This window comes from Shimia sp. MIT1388, assembly GCF_047124445.1.
Classification (GTDB): Bacteria; Pseudomonadota; Alphaproteobacteria; order Rhodobacterales; family Rhodobacteraceae; genus Shimia.
The window spans coordinates 3931138-3956615 of record NZ_CP138921.1; the positions used below are offsets into that span (position 1 = coordinate 3931138).

The window sequence follows — 25478 nt, forward strand, 5'->3', positions numbered from 1 at the left end:
TAGGGTGTTGGCAAAACACATGAGGCTGCCATGAGTATTGTCGAAGAATTTGCCCTGCGCCAAAGCATCCGCTTGGGATTGCTTGTTGTGGGGCTGTTGGCGGCAGTGATTTATGCCGTGGCCTTTTGTCATCGGCCGCCGAGCGTCTGGAAGACGGTGGTGAAGACCATCCCGATGCCGGCCTTTGCGGCGGCAGTTGCTGTGAGCTTTGGTTCCTGGGCGGTGGTTGCGGCGCTGTTGCTTTCGGCGCTAGGCGATCTGGCGTTGTCGCGAGATGGAGAGAAGGCCTTTCTGGTCGGCTTGATTTCTTTTGCGGCGGCGCATGTAGCCTATGTGGTCTACTTTTGGGAGATCGGGGCTGGGCCGATGGCGATGCCTTTTTTGTTGGCGGCTCTGGTGGTTTTTGCCTTGTCGACAGAGCGTTGGTTGAGCCCGTTCACGGGTGAACTGCGCTGGCCGGTCAGAGCCTATGTGGCGATCATTTGTGCTATGGGGGCAACGGCTTTTGGATTGGTCGATCGGCCTTTGGCGGTGGCTGGGGCAGTGGCCTTTATGGCGTCCGATACGCTGTTGGCGATCCAGCTATTTCGCATGAAGCCAGATGCGGCTCTCCAACGCATGGTGTCGGTTGCCCTATGGGTGCTTTATGCCGGTGGGCAGTTCTTGATTGTGGCAGGCGTGGGCTGGGCGACCCCGCTCTTTTAAATTCCGTCAAATCAGACTAACTGGAAGCAAGCAGTTCCGGAGACCACCATGGCGTTTTTCTCAAAGCTCAAAGACAAGCTGTTCAAATCGTCGTCCAAGTTGGACGAGGGGCTTGAGGCGATTGTCGAAGATGGCGGCGAAGAGACCGAAGCGGTTGCGGTTGAGAGCCCTCCCGTAGAGCAGCCCGCGCCTGCCGCGGTTGAGGTGGACGCGGTGCCTGTCGTGGAAGAGAAAGCGCCTGTCGAGGCGCCCAAGTCCGGCATCCTGGCGCGCTTGACCGGCCAGAACCAAAGCGGCCCGGTTGTGAAGCGTGTGCTTGACGACGATATGCTGGAGCAGCTCGAAGAGCTGCTGATTGCCTCGGATATGGGCGTGGACACCGCGTTGCGCGTGACCGCCAATATCGCAGAGGGCCGGTTGGGCCGGCGCGTATCTACACAAGAGATCAAAGATATTCTTGCGACCGAAGTGGCGCGGATTATGGAAACTGTGGCGCGTCCGATGCCGCTCTATCCCTCCAAGCCGCAGGTTGTGCTGGTTGTTGGCGTGAATGGTTCTGGCAAGACCACCACCATTGGCAAGCTTGCGAGCCAGTTCCGGTCTGCGGGGAAGTCGGTGGTGATTGCTGCGGGGGATACGTTCCGGGCAGCGGCGGTGGAGCAGCTGCAGGTGTGGGGTGAGCGCGCAGGTGTGCCGGTTTTGACAGCACCGGAAGGTTCCGACCCTGCGAGCTTGGCGTATGATGCGATGACCAAGGCGGAAGCCGAGGGGGCGGACCTGTTGATGATCGACACCGCCGGGCGTTTGCAGAACCGTCAGGACCTGATGGAAGAGCTTGCCAAGATCGTGCGAGTGATCCGCAAGAAAGACCCGGACGCGCCGCACAACACGCTGTTGGTGCTGGACGCCACGACCGGCCAAAATGCGATCAGTCAGGTGGAAACCTTCCAGAAGCTGGCCGATGTGTCCGGCCTGGTGATGACCAAGCTGGATGGCACCGCGAAGGGCGGCATCCTTGTAAGCCTTGCGGATAAATTTGGCCTGCCAATCCACGCGATTGGGGTGGGCGAGCAAATTGATGATCTGCAACCCTTTGACCCTGAAGAGTTTGCCGCGGCCTTGATTGGTCTGGAGCAAGGGTGAGCTTGTGCCGATCAGATGAGAGCCTGACATGAGCGCTTGGCTGGTCTCTTTGGAAGGGACTGCCGCTGGTCAACAATTGGCCTTGGCTTTGGCGTTGTCCGCCGCTTTTTTACACGCGGTGTTTGGCGCGCTTCAAAAAGGCCGGCATGATCCTTGGCTCACGCGCGGGGCCATTGATTTCAGTTACGCCGCCATGGCGGCGCCCTTTGCGCTGTTTGTCGTGCCGTGGCCGGAGCCGCATATGTGGCTGATTTTCCTTGGAGCCTTTGTGATCCACACCGGGTACAAGTTGCTGCAGAGCTGGGCCTACACCAAAGGCGCGTTCACCGTGGTCTATCCGGTGGTGCGCGGGGTGGGGCCGTTTTTCACGGTCATTGGCGCCTATCTGATTTTTGGCGAGACCTTCAGCGGGTTGCAGTGGTTTGGAGTAGCCGTCCTGATGGCAGGCATTCTTGGTCTTGCGGTCTATAACATGGTGTTCATGACCCAAGGACGGGAGACCCTGCTGGCCGCGATGGTGATTGCAGTGTTCACCGGCTTTTTTGTGGCGCTTTATACCACCTATGATGCGTTTGGTATCCGCGCCACTGCAGACCCTTTCACCTTTCTCGCATGGTTCTTCCTGATCGACGGTTTGGTGTTCCCGGTTTTGGCGACCATGAAATATCGCGCGATGGTGCACCCGCCAGCCCTTGGTCCGTTGATGACACGCGGCGTCATTGGCGGGTTGGTGGCTTTTGCGAGCTTTGGCTCGGTCATGCTGGCGACACGTTTGGACAATGTGGGCGAGGCGGCCGTTTTGCGGGAAACCTCGCCGGTGTTTGCGGCGCTGATCGGGTGGCTTGTGCTGAAAGAAACCGTGGGCCCGCGCAGGATTGCTCTGATGGCATTGATTGCGCTGGGGGCTGTGATAGTGGAAGTGGGCAGGCAATAGGAACGCGCGATGGCTGAGAGTACTTCTGAGAAAAAGATCAACCCAATGCTGAAGATGGGTTTGGAGTTGGGACCGATTGTGGTGTTCTTTGTCGCCTATCTGCGGCTGCGGGACCAAACCATTGAAATCGGCGGCATAGCCTATGACGGGTTTATTGTTGCCACGGCTGGGTTTATTCCGCTGTTGATCCTGACAACCGGTATTTTGTGGAAGCTGACCGGCAAGCTCTCGAAGATGCAGGTGGCCACTTTGGTGCTGGTGATCCTGTTTGGCGGACTGTCGGTGTGGCTCAATGACGAGCGGTTCTTCAAGATGAAGCCAACCATGATCTACCTGCTGTTTGGTGGCGCGCTTGGTGTGGGGCTGTTGCGTGGGCAAAGCTATTTGAAGTTTGTTATGGAAGAGATGATGCCTCTGAAAGAAGAGGGCTGGATGTTGTTGACCAAGCGGTTGACGGCGTTTTTCATCGGGCTGGCGGTGCTGAACGAGGTGATCTGGCGCACTCAGAGCACGGACACCTGGGTTTACTTCAAGACCTTTGGCCTGACCGCGGCGGTGTTCGTTTTCTTCATGACACAGGGCAAGATTTTCCAGGACTACGCGCTGGAAGAAGAGGCCGAGGAGGGCTGAGGCAGCTTTTCATCTGCGTGCTGCAGAGCACTCATACATTCCGCCAGTTGCATCTCTGCCAGACCTGCGGCAGAGTTTTGCAAAGTATGTTTGATTTGAGCAGGTTGCGTTTTGCACACTATGGTTGTTGTCGAGGATTTGGGGCCTGTTCGATCCCGGTTCTCTGAAGTGATTTCCGCCCATCCAGAGCTTCAGCTTCTGGGCGCGCACGCCACGTTGAAAGCGGCGAAAGATCATCTGCGTTGTCACGTTCCTGATGTGCTGCTGGTGGACATTGGGTTGCCCGACGGTTCCGGCATAGAGTTGATCCGGGAGATTCAGGAGCGCAACCTGCCAACGCTGGCGCTGGTGATTTCGATCTACGGGGATGAGCAGACGGTGATTCCGGCTTTGGAGGCCGGGGCGGCGGGGTATTTGTTGAAAGATCATCCGCCGGAGCAGATCCCAGAGGCAATTTTCCAGATGATGGCGGGCGGGGCGCCAATCAGCCCAGCCATAGCACGGCATATGCTCAAGCGGTTCCGCCCAACGGAGACAGAGGCAGAAGAGTTGCTGGAGCACCTGACCCCGCGCGAGCGGGAAGTGCTGGAGATGGTTGGGCGCGGCTATACATCGTCTGAAATTGCCGAGTTGTCGGGCAAATCCTATCACACGGTCACGACCCATGTGCGCAACATCTACCGCAAGCTGGCGGTGAACTCTCGGGCAGAGGCGGTGAGCAAAGCCATGCGCTTCGGCCTGTTGGATGGCGCGCGTGAGTGAGCTGAGGACGCAGCAGGCCCCCGCGCGGTGGAAGCTGTGGGTTGGTGTGGCGCTGTTTGTGTCCCTGACGCTGTCCTTTCTGGTGCTGACACAAGAATCTGCACCAGTGCCGCCCAAGTCTTCGGCGGTGCAATCTGTCACTGAAGTGCGCGTTGTAGGGGATGCACAAGGCTTGCGTCGGTCTTTGCCATTCTCCCCTGCGCCAAAGGATCCGCAGGGGACTTCCACGCGCTTGCGTTTTGAAGTGATGCTGGAGGATATTGTCTTGTCCATGCGGCCCAGCCTGTATGTGCCGCATTTCGCGCAGGCGATGGAAATCACGGTCAATGGGCAGGCCAATCCGACGGATTTGCCAATTGGCGCGCGCGCTTACAATTGGAACAGGCCAGCCTTGGTGCGTTTGGACAATCGGCACCTTCGGGTGGGGGAGAATGTGGTTGAAATTCAGTTGAGTTCCACCAGCCCTTTTTCGCAGGTCTACTTGTCCCGTATGATGGTGGGGCCCTACGATGCGCTGGCGCCGGTATGGCGCGCGCGCATGGCGGCCCGTGTGGATGTGTTGCAGCTGCTGAACACCATTCTGTTTTGGTTGTCGTCTGCCATGGGAATCCTCTTTCTCTTGCGTCCCAAAGAACGTCAGTTTGGCTGGTTTGCCGCCGGGATCACGTTTACTGCGCTGTATAACCTGAATTTTCTGGTCGCTCAGCCGCCAGTACCGATCGCCTGGTGGCAGAGCCTGCTTCTGGTCAGCCTGGGGCTGGGGATGGTTTGCCTGTTCAAGGCGTCGGCTTCATCCGGGGCCGGTCGCACTCACTGGTTTGGACGCGGAATCGATCGCGTGTTTCTGGCGGGTGCCGTTGGCCTGATCGCGTTGTATGGCCTGCATGATGTGCTGTCTGCCGCTGGCGCTCTGTCGCGGGAGCGGACGCAGTTGCTGAGTTATGGGCTCTATACCATTGTGGTGTGTCAAGCCTGGTTTGTTCTGGTCAAATTTGCCGGTGCGTTGGATCGGTTGGAGACCATCAATGCCGATCTGGACGTGCGGGTGCAGGCCCGGGAGGCCGAGCTGGCCGCGCTTCACGCGCGGCAAGTTGAGGATGCACGGGATCGGGCCAAAGCGGCAGAGAGAGAGCGGCTGATGCAGGACATGCACGACGGTGTTGGCGGCCGGATCATGTCGGCCATCTCGCTTCTGGAGCAGGAGGAAATCGGGGTGAAAGGCGCGCGGGATGAGCTGCGCACCTGTATGGAAGACGTGCGGTTGATTGTGGAGAGCCTCGACAATGACGCCGGTGACCTTAACGCGGCTCTTGCCGATTTCCGCTTTCAGGCGGCCCCGCGGCTTCAACGGCAAGGGATCATCATGCGCTGGCAGGTGGAGGCCTTGAATACGGATGTGCCGCCGGAGCATGTGCTACACATTCTGCGTATCTTGCAAGAAACCGTCACTAACGTGCTGCGCCATGCGCAGGCCACAACTATCTTTGTGTCGGCACAGCAGCAGGGTGGCACCACCGTCATCGAGGTGCGCGATGACGGGCGCGGCTTGCCTGATGAAGGGGCGCGGAGTTCTGGGCGTGGCTTGGGCAATATTCGCAAACGCGCGGTTGCGATTGGGGCCGAGGCAATCTGGCACAGCGATGCGAGTGGCACTTCCTTAAGGTTGAGCGTCGCCGGAAATAGCTAGTTCTTGCGATTGTGGTTCGAGGCCCGCTGGCTCAGAATTTCACCTGCTTCAATACATTGTTTTTGATCGGATTTTTGATGAAACGGGTCTTTGTCACGATTTTCATGTTGGTGGGATTGTCAGGGTTTTTGGTATCAGGATTTGCCACCAGCTATGAGCGCTCGGTCAAAGCCTGGCCGCAGTACCCGGCGGTGGTGGAGCGTTCCGAAATCTTCACAGGACGCAGCCCCGAAGGCGGTGTCCGTTACAGTGCGGACGTGGCTTACACCTACGAAGTGGCGGGGCGGCAGTATCGGTCGCTGCAGTTCGGGATCGGCAGTTTTTCCACGTCCTCCCGTGCCACTATTCGGGAAATGCTAGCGCCCTTTCCTGAGGGCGCGGAGGTTATGGCTTACGTGAACCCGGATGACGCCGGGGATGCGGTTCTGGCGCCGGACACAGATTTGTTTTTCTGGGTCGGCGCTGTAATTGGCGGGGTGTTTGCCGCCATTGCGGTACTGATGTGGCTGTTGGTGCCTGCAGAGCTGTTTGTGTGGCGTGGGGTGCGCTGGACGACGCACCGCTGGGATCACGAGTAAGTGCCGGGGTCTGGCACAGGTCTGTCCGGATTGAACGCGCCTGTAGCCAGACCAATGCGTGACATCTGCCCGAAGACCGATGCAACAATCAAACCAATGACTGCCGAAATACCCACGCACTTGTAACCAAACACTTTTTGAAAAGATCTTGGTGCTAAAATATGTACTTGGGATGCGCGAGACGGCAGCCGAAATAAATCACTAACCTTAGGTATTTTCCGGATCGCCGCGCATGTTAGCGACAAAAGCATTCAGGCGGGGCCGTTTTTTCTACTGCCCGAACAGATCGGCTTGGATCCAGGTGTCGGATCGGTCCGCGCGCAGATCGGCATGCAGAGCCCGCCCGCGCCGCAGGGCAGGACGCTCCCACAAGGCTTTGAGCCAGCGGGCCATGTGGGGTTTGTCCTCCAGCGTTTGCTCTTGCCCTTCCCACAAGGAAGCCCAGCCCCAGACGGACATGTCTGCGATAGAGTAGAAATCGCCTGCCAGGTACTCGTTCTCGGCTAATCGGCGATCCAGCACGCCGTAGAGGCGGGCGGTTTCGTCGCGGTAACGGTCTTTCGCGTAGGCGATGTCTTCAGGCGCGTATTTCAGGAAGTGATGGGTTTGGCCGGCCATAGGGCCAAGCCCGCCCATTTGCCACATCAGCCATTCTTCCACGGCGACACGCTCCCGTTCTGTTGTGCCCATAAATGTGCCGGTCTTGCGCGCGAGGTAGAGCAGGATTGCGCCGCTTTCAAAGACTGAGATGGGCTGACCGTCTGGCCCGTTTGGATCAACAATCGCGGGCATGCGGTTGTTAGGGGCGAACTTGAGGAAGTCCGGCGCAAATTGGTCGCCCTTGCCAATATTAATCAGGTGCGTGGTGTAGGGCAGCGCCATTTCCTCAAGCGCGATGGAAATCTTCCATCCGTTGGGGGTGGGCCAGTAGTAGAGGTCGATTGGATCAGCGGTAAGGTCAGACATGGGCGCTCCTGTTGCGGTGCCCAAAGTTGCCTGTTTCAGGCAGTGCCGCAAGGGGGCGGTTTGAGGTCGGTGCGGCTGGCCGTGGGCAGCGTGTGGCGCGTGAGTTGTGATTTCAGGAGCGAGAGGGGCAAGGATTGGGGGTGCCGCAGCAAGGAGCCGTAAAACGCCATTGCGCCGGGCCGCAGATAAGGCGACCAGTGGCAGAGCCAATGCTTAGGGGGCGCGATGGTGTATCCCATTTTGGCGAGGCTCTCCAAGCTAGGGGCATCGCCCAGTCGAATTGTGACGGCGTTGCGGGCTTCAAATCCGCGACCGATGGAGCGATCATGTGCTGGGTTGCGCCCAAGTAGGCGCTCAAACAGGATGTCGTAGAAGGCATTTTCTGAGCTTACGACATTGAACAGCTCTGCGGTGCGCCCAGCTGGCGTGCGCAGGGCCAATGCAACGCAAGGGCGGAACACAGCGCCGTTGAGCAAGACAATACGGCCTACGTCTCCGGCTTGTAGGCGGCGCAGCGTACTGAGAGCGACATAGGCGCCCATGGAGTGACCAATCAGGTGGATTTGACGGTCGGGGGCAATGTCGCGCAGCTCAGTGATCAGCTTTGCGAGCGCGTGAGAGGCGCGCAACGCGGAGCGCAGCGCTTGTTTTAGCGAGCCCCGGGCGTTCCAGCCAAAGGCGACCCCGAGGCCGGTGTTGTGCGATGTATCCAAGTAACCCAAGCGTTGCGGCCAACTGATGGCTTTGCCGCACGTGGCGTCGTGGGCGGCAAAGATATGGCTGTGTGGGCAATGATCTGGGTCGTTTGGGTCAAACTTGTATCCGTGCAGCATGATCGTGATCGGGCCAGTTGGTGGCATCGCCCGGCGCAACGCAGGCCAAAGGGAGGTTTTGGTACTGTGCAGTACCGGGTTTCTGCCTTCTGCGTTGATCCGAATAAGCGCCATGGCGGCTTCCCCTTTCACCTAAATCCCAGTGTTGCGCGAAAATGTGCAGATTGCGTAAAGCCCGCGTCACAGCTTGGTGAAGGCGCCTGTGTGGCTTGACCTTTGATGCGTTCAGGCGTAATCCGCAGGCGTGGCGATTTGTTACCGGATTGCGGGCCACGTTAAAGATGCCGCTAAAGAGGTCAGGACGAAGGAGCCCCTTCCGCTTGGCCGGAACGGGGCTTTTTATTTGGGCCGGTCAGAGAGGCCCGGGAGAGATGACATGAGCGATTGGAACAAACGCACAAAGCTGGTGCATGGCGGTACACGGCGCAGCCAATACAAAGAGGTCAGCGAGGCGATTTTCCTGACACAGGGCTTTGTCTACGACAGCGCAGAGCAGGCCGAGGCCCGCTTTATCGAAACCGGTGCAGATGAATTCATCTATGCGCGCTATGGCAACCCAACGGTGGCGATGTTCGAAGAGCGCATTGCGGCGCTTGAGGGGGCGGAAGATGCCTTTGCCACAGCCAGCGGCATGGCGGCGGTCAGCGGTGCGTTGACCTCTATGCTGAAGGCGGGCGACCACGTGGTGTCGGCTAAGGCGCTGTTTGGCTCGTGTATCTATGTGTTGCAGGACATTCTGGGCCGCTATGGCGTGGAAGTGACCTTTGTCGATGGCACGGATTTGGCGGCCTGGAAAGCCGCGATGCGCCCGGACACCAAAGCGGTGTTCTTTGAAAGCATGTCCAACCCGACGCTGGAGGTGATCAACATCACCGCCGTCGCACAGATCGCTCATGAGGTTGGCGCGACGGTTTTGGTGGACAACGTGTTCTCGACACCGGTGTTTTCCAACGCGATTGAACAAGGCGCGGATGTGGTGATCTACTCGGCGACCAAGCATATCGACGGCCAAGGCCGCGCGTTGGGCGGGGTGGTTCTGGGCACCAAAGACTTCATCCGCGGCACGCTTGAGCCGTACATGAAGCACACGGGTGGCAGCATGAGCCCGTTTAATGCCTGGGTGATGCTGAAAGGTCTCGAGACCATTGATCTGCGTGTGCGGGCGCAGGCAGAGAGTGCTTTGGCCATTGCATCAGCTCTGGAAGGCCATCCGGCTTTGGAGCGCACCATTTACCCGGGGTTGGAAAGCCACGCGCAGGCAGCTTTGGTGAAGAAACAGCTGGGCGGCAACGGCGGCACGGTTCTGTCTCTGGACATCAAAGGCGGGCGCGAAGCGGCGTTCAAGTTCCTGAACGCGCTGGAGATTGCGGTGATTTCCAATAACCTCGGTGATGCAAAGTCGATTGCCACGCATCCGGCGACCACGACCCACCAGCGCCTGACGGATGAGGTGAAGGCAGACCTTGGCATCACACCTGGCTTGGTGCGGTTCTCCGTTGGGTTGGAAGACACAGATGATCTGATCAAGGACATCACCCACGCAATTGAGGCCTCACAAGCCTAAAGTTGGCAGGAACTCGGGCTAAGATATGGGCGCGCGACGGACAGGTCGGGCGCCCTTTGCGTCAGTAGCTACGGTGTGAACCAAGGTGTCGTTTTTTGCGTATGGGTTAACGATATTAGCATTTTGTCGGCGGACTGACTAAGTTAGTGAAGCGGCAGCAGGGAAAAGGCGCTTGGCTATGAATGTTCAAACTTCCAAGACCCAGACTGAATTGACACGGGAAGAGGCAGCGGAGGCGTTGGCGCGTTTGCGGGCCTGGGCGCAGTCTGCGTCCGTGACCGAGATTGCCGAGCTGGACCCGGCGGTTGCGCGGTTGCTGCCGGATCAGCCACTTGCGAACTACCCTGATTTGTCGCGCCAATACCCAGAGGATTTTGAGGCCACGCCGGAATATCGCGCGACATTGCCCGACCTGCAGAACGGTCCGGAGAGCTTGATCAAAGGCGAGAAGCAGCAAATCCAACACGTGGGGATTTCAAACTTCCGCCTGCCGATCCGCTTTCACACCCGCGACAACGGTGACATTTCGCTGGAGACCAGCGTCACCGGTACGGTCAGCCTGGAGGCCGACAAGAAGGGCATCAACATGTCCCGGATCATGCGGTCGTTTTACAAGCACGCAGAGAAGACCTTTAGCTTCAGTGTGATGGAAGCGGCCTTGGCGGATTACATCACCGATCTGGAGAGCTTTGATGCGCGGCTGCAGATGCGGTTTTCCTATCCGATGAAGATTAAGTCGCTGCGGTCTGGTCTTGAAGGCTATCAGTATTACGACATTGCGCTGGAGAAGGTGCAGCACGGCGAGACCACGCATAAGATCATGCATTTGGACTATGTGTATTCCTCAACCTGCCCGTGTTCTTTGGAATTGAGTGAGCATGCGCGGATGTCACGCGGGCAGTTGGCCACGCCCCATTCGCAGCGGTCTGTGGCGCGGATTTCGGTGGAGATTGTAGATCGTCCACGGGTGTGGTTCGAAGACCTGATTGATCTTGCGCGCGCGGCTGTGCCGACAGAGACGCAGGTTATGGTGAAGCGCGAAGACGAGCAGGCCTTTGCTGAGTTGAATGCGGCCAATCCGATTTTTGTGGAAGATGCCGCGCGGTTGTTCTGCGAGAAGTTGAAAGCCGACCCGCGCATTGGCGATTTCCGTGTGATTGCGAGCCATCAGGAAAGCTTGCACAGCCATGATGCTGTATCGGTGCTGACCGATGGGCCCTTGTTCGCCTCAGAAAGCATCGATCCAAAACTGTTCACCACGCTGTTTCACGTCGGGTAACTTGGCGGCGCGGTTGGATCGCGTTGCGTCGTTTGCAAGATAGAACAGGGGCTTACGCACTGCCGGTTGTTCGGAGAGAGATGGAACGCGCTTGACAGCGGCTGGCGCAAACGCCAACCCTGCGGCCATGCTGGACTTACGACCCGTTGGATATGTGATCGGCCTTTTGGTGGCGATGTTGGGCGTGGCGATGCTGCTGCCCATGCTTGTGGACCTGTTGGACGGCACGGCACATTGGGAAGCCTTCTTTGTGAGCGCCGTTGTCACTTGCCTTGCCGGCGGCATGGTTGCCTTGTCCTGTCACAACGGACGCGGTGATGGGTTGTCGTTGCAGCAGACCTTCTTGCTCACCACCGGTGTTTGGCTGGCGCTGCCAATGTTTGGCGCTTTGCCCTTCATGTTGGGCGCGACCGAGGCGCGGGTGGTCGATGCGTTTTTTGAAGCGATGAGTGGATTGACGACCACAGGGTCAACGGTGTTTTCGGGGCTGGATGAGTTGCCGCGTGGGATGCTGTTGTGGCGTGGATTGCTACAATGGCTGGGCGGCATTGGTATCATTGTTGTGGCGATGGTATTTCTGCCAGAATTGCGCGTTGGGGGGATGCAAATCTTCCGCAGCGAGGGTTTTGACACCTTTGGGAAAATCCTGCCGCGGGCCACGGAAATCAGTAGCCGTATTTCGGTGATTTACATCACACTGACAGTGGCTTGTGCATTGGCTTATGTCATCACCGGCATGAACCCGTTTGATGCGGTTGTGCATGCGATGACCACCATCGCCACAGGCGGTTTTGCCAACTACGATTCTTCGTTTGGGGCATTTTCTGTTGGCACAGAATACGTCGCGGTCGTGTTCATGTTGCTGGCAGCCTTGCCGTTTGTGCGCTTTGTGCAGCTCACCGCAGGCAGTGCGCAGCCTTTGCTGCAGGACTCGCAGATTCGGGCATTCTTTCTGACCGTGGCTGTGATCGTGATCATGCTCACCAGCTGGCAGGTTTTGAGCAATGGTTTGGGCAGTGAGGCGGGTTTTCGCAAAGTGCTGTTCAACACGACCTCTATTGTGACCGGCACCGGCTATGCCAGCGCGGACTATATGCAGTGGGGTGGGTTTCCTGTCTCAGTGCTGTTCTTTGCCGGTCTGATCGGCGGCTGCGCGGGGTCGACGGCCTGTTCCATCAAGGTCTTCCGGTATCAGCTGTTGTTTGCCACGATCAAAACCCAGATCCGCAAAATTCAGCACCCCAGCGGCGTGTTCACGCCAAGTTTCCAGGGGCGCAAGATTGACGACGACGTGCTGAGCTCTGTGATGAGCTTCTTTGTGTTCTTCACGGTGACCTTGGGTGGCTTGGCCGTTCTCTTGGGCATGACTGGGCTTGATTTTACCACGGCTTTGTCCGGCTCGGCGGCGGCATTGGCCAATATTGGTCCCGGATTGGGTGACATTATTGGCCCGGCCGGGAACTTTGCGACACTGAATGATGCGGCCAAATGGCTGTTGGCTGCGGGCATGTTGATTGGCCGGCTGGAGCTCTTGGCGGTCTACGTACTCTTTACGGTTCAATTCTGGAGGGCCTGATGGCGGCAATGGATCAGGAGATGCGTCCTTTGGGGGCGCAGATTTCGCACATGCTGAAAGCACGTGGTGTGGACGTCATTTTTGGCATTCCCGGCGTGCACAATGTAGAGATGTATCGCGGCATTGAAGAAGCCGGGATCACACATGTTTTGGCGCGTCATGAACAAGGCGCTGGCTTTATGGCCGATGGCTATGCACGGGCCAGCGGCAAGCCCGGCGTGGCCTATGTGATCACCGGGCCGGGGGTGTGCAATATTCTGACGCCGTTGGGGCAGGCCTATTCTGACAGTGTGTCGGTGCTGACCCTGTCGAGTTGTCTCGATGAGCATGTCGGGCATCGCGGCCAGTTGCACCAGATGCGCGATCAGCGCGGCGCGGCGGCGACAGTGTGTGATTGGTCCGAAGAGGCGCGCACACCGCGGGCGGCCTATGATTTGATTGACCGTGCGTTGGTGGAGTTTGAGACACAACGACCACGCCCCAAACACATCCAAGTGCCGATTGCTCTGTTGGGCGCAATGGCGCCTGACGCGCCAGCAGCTCAACCGGGCGCGATGGAGAGCCAAACGGGCTTTGCGGCTGGGGATATGCGGGGTGTGGCGCAGGATTTGCTCCAAGCCAAAAAGCCGTTGTTCATTTTGGGGGGCGGATTGGCGGCCTCCGGTGGAGCTGCGGCTTTGCATATGCGCCTGCTGCTCAAGGAGACCGGCGCGGCGGCCTTTATGACCTATGCGGGGGCTGGCCTGTTGGCGCCAGATGAGGCGATGAGCTTTGGCACCTATCTTGGTCGCGCAGAGAGCAAACGCATCATCGGCGACAGCGATCTTGTGATCGCTATTGGCACCGAGTTGAGCGAATGCGATTTGTGGCGTGATGAGCTTGGTCATACCGGGCGGCTTGTGCGCGTGGATATCGACCCCGAAGTGCTGGCGGATCGGCACCGTGCGGACACAACGGTCCAGGCAGATGCCTTTTCGTTTGTTATGAAGCTGCGGGCAGATTTTTCCTTTTTGCTCTCAATGAATGACGCGTTGCCGGATGAGGCGGTGCCGCCAAAATGGAAGGCGGTAGAGATTGTCGCGGCAAAGAAACGCTTCCGCGCCGAAACCGATGCAGAACGCCCTGGCATTGCCGAGATCTGTGACGTGTTGTCAGAGGTCATGCCAGAGGACGCGATGATCTATTCGGACATGACGCAGTTTGCCTATGTCGCCAAAGAGGTCTGGGAGATGGCGCGGCCGGGGTATTGGCACCACCCAAGTGGATTTGGCACGTTGGGATACGCGTTGCCGGCGTCGATTGGCGGCGCGATGGCGCGGCGTGGAAAGCCGACAGTCTGCATCGCGGGGGACTACGGCTTCCAATATACCGTGCAGGAACTCGGCGCGGCGGTGGAGATGCAGCTGCCGATCCCGATTTTGTTGTGGGACAACCATAAGCTCAAAGAAATTGAAGACAGTATGGTGGAAAGTCAAATTGCGCCCAATGCGGTGGTCGCCATGAACCCGGATTTCTGCAAGCTGGCGGAGAGCTATGGCTGTTTGGCGACAGAGCCGAAAACGACTGCGGAGTTGCAGGCGGCATTGATGCGGGCCTTTGACGCAGATCGACCGACGTTGATCCGGATGACAGCAGCGCTGTCGACCTCCTGAAAAAATGTTCTTCAAATGAAAAGGGCAGCTCCCAAAAGAGCCGCCCTTTGTTTTTTGTGGTGGTGGGAGTTGCTTACCAGCAGCTCACCAAAACCGTCATGTCGCTGGCCTGTTTGGTCAGGTCTTCCGGGGCCATGGATGCGCCGTTGGAGGACAGGTCGGCTTGGATGCCTTCCTGCGCCAGCAGGGTGCGGATGGCGTCGCTGTTGACCGCGAAGTTCACTTCTTCCGGCAGTTGCTGCGCGGATTGCGCGTCGCGCGGCAGCAGCATGCCAAAGACGGAGCCGCCTGCGTCAAAAACAGGGCCACCCCAATCGCCAGGCTGCACGTTCAGCGCCAGACGGGTGAGCTCCTGCTCGCCGCGCAGGCCTTTAACGTCCGCCAATTGGCCAAAGGTCAGCGTTGGTGCGCCAAGGGCCCCTTCGTAGGAATAGCCTGCAACGGCGACTTCGGATTGAATGCGCGGCGCGCCTTCCCGTAGGGTGGCAACGTCAATTGGCGCCAGCGAGGAAGTTGGGCTCAGGATTGCGATGCCAAGCGCTTCGTCGATCACGGACACCTGCGCGTCATAGTCTTCTTCGATGGTGACTTTGGTGCAGTTCTGGACCGCCTCAGCAGTGGTCACCACGTGGCCTTTGCGGTCGATGAAGAAGCCAGAGCGAGACTGTTTTGGTTTGCGTACCTGCAGGCCGGAAATCAGGTCGATGTCCTGTGCGGTGTCGTCGCCTGCGGCAGGGTCCAGCACGCCGCCGATGCGTGTGAAGCTGGCCTGCATTTCGCCGAGAATGCGGGTGCGGCGCTCTTCGTCACCGGCGGGCCACACCAGGGTGAAGCCCTTGATTTGGCCTTCTTTCAGGGTGACTTCCGTGTGGCTGACGATGTTTGCGTTTTGACCCGTCAGTACAAAGCTGGTTTTTTTGCGCTCACGCTGGCCGTCCAGTGGGACGATTTCCAGTGTTTGCATAATGTCATAGAGACCAAAGAGGGTGTTCTGGTCGCCTTCCTGGCTGATCAGCAGGACTTGCGCCGGAATGTCGCCGGAGGCCTGATACCGCACGAAAGGATACTCGGAGGCGGCTTTTGCTACCGCGCCCATGGGCACAATCATCTCGATGCCTGCGTCCAGATCGCTGACCAACTGCAGGTTCATGCCTTCCAGTACGGCGAAGTATTGGCGGCGCAGGGTGTCGCGCTGCAGGGTGGTCATCACGCCGGTGACGTCAAACCCGTTGTCGGCCTGCCAGTTGGACATGGACGCACGGGTGCCGCGGCCAAAGGAGCCGTCGATGGCAGAGTTGTAGTACCCCGCCCATTGCAGCCATTCCTGCAGAGTTTTCTTTTCGTCGCGGGTCAGAGCGGCCTCACTGGCGCGGGCTTCGCGGACGGTTTCATCAGTTTGTTGCGGCACCGGAACCACTTCGGGCTCCACTGGCGTTTCCACAATCACAACCTGGGTGTCCTGCTGTGCGGTTTGGGCTGGCTGCTGACCGGCAAGGGCGGCTTGCGGGTTTGCCAGTTGGTTGGCGCCCACCGGCCAGAACTGGCTGCGGTATTCGCGGGCGGTTGCCAGATAGGCGTCCACGGGAATCACGCCTTCAGAGCGGTAAACGCGCAACACGTTCTCCGCGTCTTCGCGGCGGTAGGGACCGACCGCAATGGCGTACCAGCCGCCACCAAGGGTGAAGCCGTTCACATCGTCCATACGCTGGGCGTAGGCGCGGATGTTTTCGCTGGCTTGCGTCAAGCTGGGTTGGGCTTCGAGCTGAACCCAAACGATGTCATCTGAGGATTGGGCAGTGGCGGAGGTGACACTGAAAAGCAGTGCCACAAAAAGCGACAGAATAGTGCGCAGCATGTTGGTGGTAGTCCCTGAAACGCGTGACAATTGTTAATTAGAGGCTCTTTTATCAGGTTCGGCGCGGCTTGCACTCATAATTTGGTGAGCTTGGGCCGTGGCGTGATGTTGACCCCGTGCAAGCTTGCGCATAAGCAAGACCCGCGTTTGGAAAGGGCTTTCACCATGGCACATAGCGACAGCAAACCGCGTAGCTTCCAAGAGATCATTTTGCGGCTCCAGAATTACTGGGCCGAAAAAGGCTGTGCCGTGTTGCAGCCCTATGACATGGAAGTGGGCGCAGGCACCTTTCACCCGGCGACCACGTTGCGCTCTTTGGGCAGCAAAGCCTGGGCTGCGGCCTATGTGCAACCGTCACGTCGTCCGACCGATGGGCGTTATGGTGAGAACCCGAACCGTTTGCAGCACTACTACCAGTATCAGGTGTTGATCAAGCCAAGCCCACCCAACTTGCAGGAGCTTTACCTCGGTTCTTTGGAAGCGATTGGCATCGACATGGAGATGCACGACATTCGCTTTGTTGAGGATGACTGGGAAAGCCCGACACTGGGCGCATGGGGTCTTGGTTGGGAAGTGTGGTGTGATGGCATGGAAGTCAGCCAGTTTACCTATTTCCAGCAGGTTGGCGGCCACGACTGTCATCCGGTCTCCGGCGAGCTGACCTACGGTCTCGAGCGATTGGCGATGTACGTGCTGGGCGTCGATCACGTGATGGACATGCCGTACAACGATCCGCAGACCGAGATTGCCCTGACCTATGGTGATGTGTTCAAGCAAACCGAGCAGGAATACAGCCGCTGGAACTTTGATGTGGCCAACACCGATGTGCTGCTCAAACAGTTCGAAGAGGCCGAGGCGGAGTGCGAGAAAATTCTCGCGCAGGAGCACGTCGACCCGAAGACAGGCAAGCGCATTATCATGGCGCATCCGGCCTATGACCAGTGCATCAAGGCGTCTCATCTTTTTAACTTGCTGGATGCGCGTGGTGTGATCTCCGTGACCGAACGGCAGGCTTACATTGGCCGCGTGCGCGCACTGGCGAAACAGTGCGCAGATGCGTTTGTTCAAACAGAGGCCGGTGGCTACGCGGCGTGAGCCATTTAAGCCAGACCGGGCAACAAGACTTTTGCGCCGTCGGCCACCATGCCGACGGCGATTGCTATCAGGACCATGCCCATCAAGCGGGTCATAATGGTGCGGGCGGTGTTACTGAGATAACGGCCGATGTTGCCCGCGAAGTAGAACACCGCGGCGATCATCAACAAGACCAGCACAACGCAGCCGGCGTAGATGCCCCAGTCGGAAGGCTGTTGCACCTGTTGGGCGTAGAGGATCAGGGTCGTGATTGTGCCCGGCCCCACCAGCATCGGGAAGGTCATGGGGTAGAACGCAATGTTGTCCGCGTCCGAGTCGTGCATGACCTCGCGCTCCCGTTCAGTGCCGTGGTGGGCCGTGCTGCGCCGACCATTGAGCATCGTAAAGCCGATTTGCACCAACACCATGCCGCCTGCGACGCGGAAGGCATCGACCGAGACGCCAAAGAATTCGAGGATCGCGGTGCCGGAAATTGCGATGATCACGCAGGACACAGCGGTATAGGTGAGAATCTTGGTGGCGGCGCGGCGTTGTTCGGCTTGATGCAGGTCTTCGGTCAGGCCCAGGAACACTGGCAGGTTGATAAAAGGGTTCATAACGGCGAACAAAGCGCCAAACATGGCGATGGCGAAGCTTTCGGACATTTCCACCCCTTTGAAGGCCTGAAGAAATCACTTAAATCAGCGCCAACTGTGCCGTGGTCTCGTACAACGCGCAATAGAAACAATACCCGTTGAGGGAAGGTAGAAGCATGACTGGAAAATTGCTTGGAGGGCTGATTGTGCTGACAGCGTTGGTTGGCGGCGTCGCCATGTATTGGTTGCAGATCTACGGCTATTACGACGCGGTGCCTGCGTCGGACATGCAAGACGATGTGCAACTGACCCTTTTGGTGAATGGTCAGGCGGAGCCGATCCTTTATGAGAACTTTGAGGCGATCGACAGCGAGAGCTCGCCAATCCGGTTTCGCGCCTGTTTCACCACCACGATGAGTGCCGCGATGCTGACCGAAACCTACGAGATGTTGGAAAAGGCTGAGCCGCGCAATGCGCCGGGGTGGTTTGACTGCTTTGACGCAAAAGAAATTGGTCAGTCGCTGGAGAACGGCGAGGCGCTGGCGTTCCTGGGGCAGAAGGACGTGCTGTATGGCATTGACCGCATTGTGGCGATCTTGCCGGACGGGCGTGGGTTTGCCTGGAACGAAATCAACGCCTGCGGCGAGATTGCTTTTGACGGCAAGCGTTTGCCCGCGCATTGTCCTCCTCGACCAACGGAGTGAGCTTTATGGATCAGGTGTTTGTAGTCCCGGAAATGATCACAGCCACCTTGGGGTTTGCCGTGTTTCTGTTGGGCGCACGCCTGACCCGCAAGGTGGCGTTTTTGCGGGAGTTCAATATTCCTGAGCCCGTCACAGGCGGCCTGATCGCAGCAGCGATTTTTGCTTTGTTCACGGTCATCTCCGGCGTTGGGTTGAGCTTTGAAACCGGGGCGCGAGACTACTTTTTGGTGCTGTTTTTTGCAGGCATCGGGTTGAACGCACGGCTGTCGGACCTGTTATCGGGCGGTAAGATCCTGGCGCTGCTGTTGGTGCTGACGCTGGGCACCATCGTTGTGCAGAGTGTTGTTGGCATTGCCGGAGCCACCATGTTTGGCCTGCCGGCTCAGTCCGGCGTTTTGCTCGGGTCCGCTTCCTTGATCGGCGGGCACGGAACCGCCATTGCCTGGGCCCCCAATGTGGCCGCCGCCACCGGCTTGAACAGTGCGGCGGAGCTGGGTGTGGCGATGGCGACACTCGGACTGATTGCGGCCTCTCTTGTGGGTGGGCCGATCGCCAAGTTTTTGGTGGGACGCCACGCATTAACCTCCACACACCAAGGGGACGGCGACGTTGTTGGGGTGTCGTTTGAGGAAGAACATGAGACCTCTGAAATCTGTCACGTGTCTTTGATGCGGGTGATGCTGAGCCTGCACATCGCCATTATCCTAGGCTACGTCTTACACGGCGTACTCAAAGAGGCAGGCTTGATGTTACCACTGTTTGTGCCCTGCCTGATAATGGGCATTGTGCTTGGCAACCTGCGTTTGCTGCTTGCCCCCAAAGCCCCCCCTGTGGCGCGCACCCCGACGCTGGCTGTGATCTCGGAATTTGCTTTGGGCGTGTTCCTGGCGATCTCCTTGATGACGTTGGATTTCTCCACCTTAAGCGGTGCAGGTTTGGCGATTATAGCAACCGTCGGTGCGCAGACACTGATCACCGTTGTGTTGGTCATCCTTGTGCTCTTCCCGATCCTGGGCCGTAACTATGATGCCGCCGTGCTGGCGTCCGGCTTTGCCGGGTTTTCGCTTGGCGCAACGCCCACAGCCATTGCCAATATGACCGCTGTGACCAAACGATACGGCCCTGCGCCGATCGCTTTTGTCGTTTTGCCCTTGGTTTCAGCCTTTTTTGTCGATATCGCGAACGCGATTGTTATCCAATCCATCGTGAACTTCTAAGGACCCGTCATGCCAGATCTGCTGATCGAACTTTTCTCCGAAGAAATTCCCGCGCGTATGCAGGCGCGGGCTGCTGATGATCTCAAGAAAAAGGTCACGGATGGTTTGGTTGAAGCCGGTTTGACCTACGCCCATGCACGCGCTTTTTCGACGCCGCGCCGTTTGACCCTGGCGATTGAGGACCTGTTGGCGGAAAGCCCGACGGTCAAGGAAGAGCGCAAAGGGCCCAAAGTGGGCGCGCCGGACAAAGCGATTGAGGGCTTCCTGCGTGGCGCAGGTGTGTCCCGCGAAGATCTGGAAGAGCGCGAGACGCCCAAAGGTGCGGTGTACTTTGCCTCCATCACCAAGCCGGGCCGTGCGGCGGCGGACATCGTGGCCGAAGTTCTGGAAGACACCATTCGCAATTTCCCATGGCCGAAGTCCATGCGCTGGGGCGCTGGGTCTTTGCGGTGGGTGCGCCCTCTGCATTCGATCCTGTGCATTCTGAGCGCGGAAGATGGGCACACTGTTGTGCCGCTCGATATTGACGGGATCAAATCTGGTGACACCACCGAAGGCCACCGTTTTATGGGCCGCGGCCGTTTCACCGTGCACGGGTTTGAAGACTATGAGGTCAAGCTGAAGCGCGACCGTGTGATCCTGAACGCTGAGGAGCGCGCCGAAACCATCTGGAACGACGCCACCAACATGGCGTTTGCCCAAGGTCTGGAGCTGGTTGAAGACAAAGGTCTGCTGTCCGAGGTCGCAGGTCTTGTGGAATGGCCGGTTGTGCTGATGGGCGACATTGCAGAGGACTTCCTTGGTCTGCCTCCTGAGGTGCTGCAGACCTCGATGAAAGAGCATCAGAAGTTTTTCTCGGTGAAGAACCCGAAGACCGGTCGCATCGAGAAGTTTGTGACCGTCGCCAACCGCGAGACCAAAGACAACGGGGAGACCATTCTGGCCGGGAACCAAAAAGTGTTGTTCGCGCGGTTGTCTGATGCGAAATTCTTCTGGGAAAACGACATTCGTGTGGCCTCTGCTGGGGCGGATGCGTGGCTTGAGAGCCTGAACAACGTAACCTTCCACAACAAGCTGGGCAGCCAGGGCGACCGGATTGCCCGCATTGCCGCGTTGGCGAGCGAAGTCGCGCCAGTGACCGGTGCGTCCTTTGGTGAGGCCGACAAGGCCGCGCGCTGGGCCAAAGCGGACCTGAGCTCCGAGATGGTCTATGAGTTCCCGGAATTGCAGGGTCTGATGGGGCGGTATTACGGCGAAGCGGCTGGCCATTCGGCCGCGGTGGCCGCGGCCGCGGAAGAACACTACTCGCCGCTTGGCCCGTCTGATGATGTGCCATCCGCGCCGGTGTCGGTGGCAGTTGCCATGGCGGATAAACTCGACACGCTGACAGGCTTCTGGGCGATTGACGAAAAGCCAACCGGCTCCAAAGACCCGTTTGCGCTGCGGCGGGCGGCGCTGGGCGTGATCCGTTTGGTTCTTGAGAACAACCTGCGCCTGTCGCTGGATGCGCATTTTGATCGCCAACTTCTGCGTCACAAAGCGCATGAGACACAGGACGACAAGCTGGCGGCGGTTCTGGCCAAAGACCTGGAGCAAGAGATCGCAGAGCACGGCGTGTTGGGGGCTGTTGTGCACACGGTCAAGGCGGCCATTGATGGTGAGTTGCCGAAGCACATTGAGGCACTGCGTGAGAGCCTGCCGGACACCTCGGCTGACCTGCTGTCCTTCTTCCATGACCGTTTGAAGGTCTATCTGCGCGATCAAGGCGTGCGCCATGACGTGATTGACGCCTGTATTGCGATGCCGGGCAATGACGATCTGGCGTTGCTGGTCGCACGGGCAAGAGCCTTGCAGGATTTTGTCGGCACCGAAGATGGTGAAAACCTGCTGCAAGGCTTCAAACGCGCCAACAACATTCTGAGCCAGGCCGAAGAGAAAGACGGTGTGGAATACTCCTTTGGCGCAGATGTGAAATTTGCCGAGGACGACAGCGAAAAGGCACTATTCGCGGCGCTGGATGCTGCGGAAGGGGCGATTGCGTCGGCCATCAAAGCGGAAGATTTCGCCTCTGCGATGGGCACCATGGCGACGTTGCGTGCGCCTATCGATGCGTTCTTTGAAGCCGTTCAGGTGAACAGTGACAACGAAGTGGTGCGCCGCAACCGTTTGAACCTGTTGTCCCGTATCCGCGTGATCTGTCTTCAGGCGGCGGACCTGACCCGCGTCGAAGGCTAACACCCAAAATCGTCGCGGCGGAACAGCAAAGGCTTGTTTCGCCGCGACGCCGGTCTATGCTGCGTTGCACAACAAATAGGTGCCGCAGTGCAGCAGAACGACCCAAACATCACCCTGATCACCCCCGACGCGCCAATGAGCCCCGCCACACATGGTGGGCGGGCCAAGTGTTTGCAGCGTCTGGTACGGCTGGACCTACCGGTGCCAGCCACTGTGGCGCTGTCGTTTGATGCGGTTCATGGGCTGGCTGCAGGAGAGTTGCCAGATATGGCGCGTATGCTGGCGCCGTTTGGGGATGACCAGCTGTTGTGTGTGCGCCCGAGCTCCGAGGATCCTGATTGGGGCGGTCCCGGTGCGATTTTGAATATCGGGATGAATGATGCGCTTTTGGGCACACTCAGCGAGAGCATTGGGGGGGAAGCTGCGACCAAACTCTACCTGAAGTTCATTCAGTCCTACTCCACCCATGTGGCGCGGCTTGATCCGGACATCTTTGATGATCTGGACAGTGGAGATGCGGATGCGGTGTCCGATTATCTGGCGGCATATGAGGATGAGGCTGAGGAACCGTTTCCGCAAGCGCTGGAAACCCAGCTGATTGGCGTGTTGCGCTCTATGGCGCGGGCTTGGGAGGGCACTACGGCTCGGTTGCTGCGCCAGGCCAAAGGCGCTCCGGCGGATGCGGGACTTGGGCTGGTCATCCAGGCGATGGCTCTTGGGGTCGGCAAAGGCGAAAGTGGCAGTGGCGTGTTGCAGTTGGTGAACAGCGACACGGGCTTGCCGCAAATCACTGGCCGCTATTTGAGCCAGTCGCAGGGACGCGATGCCCTGCAATCCGGCGCGGCTGCGCTGTTTTTGCAGCAGGATGAACGCGGTCCTTCTTTGGAGGAAAAAGCGCCGCAGGCGTTTGATCAATTGATCGAGTTTTCAATTCTGATGCGCAAGCGCCTGCGCGAGGAAATGCAAATCGAGTTCACGTTGGAAAACGGGCAGCTTCGCATTCTGGACGGCGTCCGTGTGCAGCGTAGTGCGCGTGCTGCGGTCCGCATTGCGGTGTCCTTGGCGGAAGACAAAATCATCCCGCGTGAAGAAGCGGTGATGCGGGTGGAGCCGCGCGCGCTCAACGAGTTGTTACACCGTCAGGTGGATCCGGAAGCAGAACGGGACGTGTTGGGCACGGGAATTGCGGCCAGCCCAGGCGCGGCCACCGGCAAAATTGTGTTTACGGCGGCTGAGGCGCAGGCTTCGGCAGCGCGAGGCGAGGCCTGTGTCTTGGTGCGGCGGGAAACCAATCCAGAGGATATTCGCGGCATGCACGCCGCCAGTGCGGCGCTGACGGAGCGCGGCGGGATGACCAGCCATGCGGCGGTGATTGGGCGTGGTCTTGGTTTGCCCTGTGTTGTGGGTGCAACGTCCATGCGGTTCCAGATTCGCAAGAAACGCATTGTGGCGGCGGATGGTCGGATTTTCACCGAAGGCGATGTGATCACGGTTGATGGCACCAATGGGCAGATTTTGGCAGGGGAGCCAAAAATGCTCGAAGCGGCGCTGGATGACTCGTTCCAGACCTTGATGGAGTGGGCGGACGTTAGCCGCGACATTGGCGTGCGCGCCAATGCCGACACGCCTGCGGATGCGAAGACGGCACTGACCTTCCAGGCAGAAGGCATTGGGCTTTGCCGGACGGAACATATGTTCTTTGAGGCGGATCAGCTGATTGCGATGCGCGAGGTGATTTTTGCCAATGGGCCAGAAGATCGCAGCGTGGCTTTGCAGGCGCTGTTGCCAATGCAGCGTGAGATGTTTGTCGAACTGTTTGAGCTAATGGATGGGCGACCGCTGTGCATTCGTCTGTTTGACCCGCCGTTGCATGAGTTTTTGCCTACTGATCGCGCCGGACTGCGTGATCTTGCCGAAGCGTTGAACTTGCCGTTGTCGGATGTGACGCGACGGGTTGAGGCTTTAGGCGAATACAACCCGATGTTGGGTATGCGCGGGGTACGATTGGGCATTACGGTGCCGGAAATCCTGGACATGCAGGCGCGGGCGATCTTTGAAGCGACATTGGATGCTTGCGGTGACGAAGACCCTGTGGTGCCGGAGATCATGATCCCGCTGGTGTCCGCCAAGCGGGAGGTTGAATTGGTCAAAACCCGCATTGACGCGATTGCGGCAGCGGTGAAAACAGAACGCGGTCGGGATTTTGACTATCGGCTTGGCGTCATGGTGGAAACACCGAGGGCTGCGCTGCGCGCTGAGGATATCGCGCCGCATTGTGAGTTCTTCAGTTTTGGTACCAACGACCTGACCCAGATGACCTATGGCCTGTCTCGAGACGATGCGGGTCGGTTTATGAGCCCCTATGTGCAGCAAGGCGTCTTTCCTGAGGACCCCTTCCACACGTTGGATCAGGAAGGCGTGGGCGAGTTGTTGCGGCTCGGTGCGGAACGGGGGCGTCGCGCACAGCCTGGTTTGACCCTGTCTGTTTGTGGTGAACATGGCGGTAGCCCCGAATCGATTGCCTTCTGTCGGGAGATTGGTTTGGACTATGTGTCCTGCTCTCCATTCCGGGTGCCCGTCGCCCGTTTGGCGGCGGCCCAATTGGCGATTGCGGATAAGCTGCAATAAACTAAGGAAAAATTCGCTCCAAATTTGCTGAGTTTATGCCACACCTTTGGTGCGGCATTGTGCATTAGTGGACCATTTACGCTTTTTCCTTTAAGAGACGCCTCGTTAATAGCTGCCAGGGGCGCCTTGCCCCGCCATGAGGTTCCGATGCGCCAACTGATTGTTAGTGTTATTGCATTTGCTTTGACCGCTGGTCTGGCTTCCGCAGAAGCGACTCCGTCCAACGTCAAAAACAAAGAGAAACCTCGCCAGTTGGTGTTGTTTGACGGCAAGTCCCTGCGCGACATTTTTGGCGCCAAGAAGAAGCAGGCGCCAACCGAGATCAGCTACAGCCGGGCGTTCATCGATAGCCAGCCAAAAGTTGCGGACGAGCATCGCACAGCCGAGTGGCAGTGTCTGTCTGAGGCGCTTTACTTTGAGGCTCGCGGCGAGAGCGTGAAAGGGCAGTTCGCGGTGGCGGAAGTGATCATGAACCGCTCTAGCCATGCGTCCTTTCCGGACAGCGTGTGTGGCGTGATCAATCAAGGCACCGCCAGTGGTCGTAAATATCAGTGTCAGTTCACCTACAATTGCGATGGCATCAGCAACAAAATTCGCGAACATGGCGCGTATGAGCGTGTTGGCAAAGTTGCACACTTGTTGCTTGATGGGGCTCCAAAGCAGTTGACCGATGGCGCCACGCATTATCACACCAAAGCGGTGAACCCGCGGTGGGCACGCACCTTCCCGCGGACCACGACCATTGGCGTGCATCACTTCTACCGTATGCCGACACGGCTCTCTCAAAACTAACGTTTGACGCGAGATTGGGCGTTTCAGCGGCGTTTTGCGCCGCTTTCCGCTATGGTTTGAACCGGACG

General features: G+C 58.4%; 21 protein-coding genes and 1 riboswitch. Of the genes, 17 read left to right on the forward strand and 4 right to left on the reverse strand.

Annotated elements, in window-relative coordinates:
- The first annotated feature begins 30 nt into the window (after positions 1-30).
- The 7 genes from SIB92_RS19365 (at position 31) to SIB92_RS19395 (ending at position 6439) form a co-directional block, all read left to right on the forward strand.
- A complete protein-coding gene (locus tag SIB92_RS19365; RefSeq protein WP_412553554.1) occupies positions 31-705 on the forward strand; it encodes a lysoplasmalogenase in 675 nt (224 codons plus the stop codon).
- A 48-nt stretch (positions 706-753) separates the two neighbouring features.
- Complete coding sequence (gene ftsY, locus SIB92_RS19370) at positions 754-1848, forward strand: signal recognition particle-docking protein FtsY (protein WP_412553555.1); 1095 nt, start codon at positions 754-756, stop codon at positions 1846-1848.
- Between the two features lie 28 nt (positions 1849-1876).
- Entirely contained in the window at positions 1877-2782 is a 906-nt protein-coding gene (locus SIB92_RS19375) for an EamA family transporter (protein WP_412553556.1), read from the forward strand.
- 9 nt (positions 2783-2791) lie between these two features.
- Positions 2792-3412, forward strand: a complete 621-nt coding sequence (locus tag SIB92_RS19380) for an inner membrane-spanning protein YciB (protein WP_412553557.1) — start codon at positions 2792-2794, stop codon at positions 3410-3412.
- Positions 3413-3532: 120 nt separating this feature from the next.
- Entirely contained in the window at positions 3533-4174 is a 642-nt protein-coding gene (locus SIB92_RS19385) for a response regulator (protein ID WP_412553558.1), read from the forward strand.
- A complete protein-coding gene (locus SIB92_RS19390) occupies positions 4167-5861 on the forward strand; it encodes a sensor histidine kinase (RefSeq protein ID WP_412553559.1) in 1695 nt (564 codons plus the stop codon). Before SIB92_RS19385 ends, SIB92_RS19390 begins: the two co-directional genes overlap by 8 nt.
- Before the next feature lie 77 nt (positions 5862-5938).
- Positions 5939-6439: a DUF3592 domain-containing protein gene (locus SIB92_RS19395; protein WP_412553560.1), complete on the forward strand. Its 501-nt coding sequence runs from the start codon at positions 5939-5941 to the stop codon at positions 6437-6439.
- 270 nt (positions 6440-6709) lie between these two features.
- Here the strand turns inward: SIB92_RS19395 and SIB92_RS19400 are convergent, their stop codons facing one another.
- A complete protein-coding gene (locus SIB92_RS19400) occupies positions 6710-7405 on the reverse strand; it encodes a glutathione S-transferase N-terminal domain-containing protein (protein ID WP_412553561.1) in 696 nt (231 codons plus the stop codon).
- Between the two features lie 35 nt (positions 7406-7440).
- The gene (locus SIB92_RS19405) at positions 7441-8352 is read right to left on the reverse strand and encodes an alpha/beta fold hydrolase (RefSeq protein ID WP_412553562.1); all 912 of its coding nucleotides are present in this window, start codon (positions 8350-8352) and stop codon (positions 7441-7443) included.
- 120 nt (positions 8353-8472) lie between these two features.
- Positions 8473-8550, forward strand: a riboswitch (SAM riboswitch).
- Between the two features lie 64 nt (positions 8551-8614).
- Here SIB92_RS19405 and metZ point away from each other — a divergent pair.
- The 4 genes from metZ (at position 8615) to SIB92_RS19425 (ending at position 14309) form a co-directional block, all read left to right on the forward strand.
- Positions 8615-9802, forward strand: a complete 1188-nt coding sequence (metZ, locus tag SIB92_RS19410; protein WP_412553563.1) for an O-succinylhomoserine sulfhydrylase — start codon at positions 8615-8617, stop codon at positions 9800-9802.
- 178 nt (positions 9803-9980) lie between these two features.
- Positions 9981-11081, forward strand: a complete 1101-nt coding sequence (gene folE2, locus SIB92_RS19415; RefSeq protein ID WP_412553564.1) for a GTP cyclohydrolase FolE2 — start codon at positions 9981-9983, stop codon at positions 11079-11081.
- Positions 11082-11208: 127 nt separating this feature from the next.
- Complete coding sequence (locus SIB92_RS19420; protein WP_412553565.1) at positions 11209-12657, forward strand: TrkH family potassium uptake protein; 1449 nt, start codon at positions 11209-11211, stop codon at positions 12655-12657.
- Complete coding sequence (locus SIB92_RS19425; RefSeq protein WP_412553566.1) at positions 12657-14309, forward strand: thiamine pyrophosphate-binding protein; 1653 nt, start codon at positions 12657-12659, stop codon at positions 14307-14309. The genes SIB92_RS19420 and SIB92_RS19425 overlap by 1 nt, the downstream gene beginning before the upstream one ends.
- A gap of 73 nt (positions 14310-14382) precedes the next feature.
- On the opposite strand, the gene SIB92_RS19430 is transcribed toward SIB92_RS19425, so the two are convergent.
- Positions 14383-16164 (reverse strand): trypsin-like peptidase domain-containing protein, encoded by a 1782-nt coding sequence (locus SIB92_RS19430; RefSeq protein WP_412553567.1) that lies wholly within the window; start codon positions 16162-16164, stop codon positions 14383-14385.
- A gap of 165 nt (positions 16165-16329) precedes the next feature.
- Between SIB92_RS19430 and SIB92_RS19435 the strand changes: the two genes are divergently transcribed.
- Positions 16330-17259, forward strand: coding sequence for a glycine--tRNA ligase subunit alpha (locus SIB92_RS19435; protein ID WP_294117783.1), 930 nt, complete (start codon positions 16330-16332; stop codon positions 17257-17259).
- A 5-nt stretch (positions 17260-17264) separates the two neighbouring features.
- Here the strand turns inward: SIB92_RS19435 and SIB92_RS19440 are convergent, their stop codons facing one another.
- Complete coding sequence (locus SIB92_RS19440) at positions 17265-17903, reverse strand: MarC family protein (protein WP_294117781.1); 639 nt, start codon at positions 17901-17903, stop codon at positions 17265-17267.
- A 107-nt stretch (positions 17904-18010) separates the two neighbouring features.
- Between SIB92_RS19440 and SIB92_RS19445 the strand changes: the two genes are divergently transcribed.
- The 5 genes from SIB92_RS19445 to SIB92_RS19465 all read left to right on the forward strand — a co-directional run bounded on the left by SIB92_RS19445 (position 18011) and on the right by SIB92_RS19465 (position 25410).
- On the forward strand, positions 18011-18538 hold the full coding sequence (locus SIB92_RS19445) for a DUF6446 family protein (protein ID WP_412553568.1): 528 nt from the start codon (positions 18011-18013) through the stop codon (positions 18536-18538).
- A 5-nt stretch (positions 18539-18543) separates the two neighbouring features.
- Positions 18544-19755, forward strand: a complete 1212-nt coding sequence (gltS, locus tag SIB92_RS19450) for a sodium/glutamate symporter (protein ID WP_412553569.1) — start codon at positions 18544-18546, stop codon at positions 19753-19755.
- A 9-nt stretch (positions 19756-19764) separates the two neighbouring features.
- Positions 19765-21990 (forward strand): glycine--tRNA ligase subunit beta, encoded by a 2226-nt coding sequence (glyS, locus tag SIB92_RS19455; protein ID WP_412553570.1) that lies wholly within the window; start codon positions 19765-19767, stop codon positions 21988-21990.
- 135 nt (positions 21991-22125) lie between these two features.
- Positions 22126-24618 (forward strand): putative PEP-binding protein, encoded by a 2493-nt coding sequence (locus SIB92_RS19460; RefSeq protein WP_412555872.1) that lies wholly within the window; start codon positions 22126-22128, stop codon positions 24616-24618.
- A 147-nt stretch (positions 24619-24765) separates the two neighbouring features.
- Positions 24766-25410: a cell wall hydrolase gene (locus SIB92_RS19465; protein ID WP_412553571.1), complete on the forward strand. Its 645-nt coding sequence runs from the start codon at positions 24766-24768 to the stop codon at positions 25408-25410.
- Positions 25411-25478 lie beyond the last annotated feature (68 nt).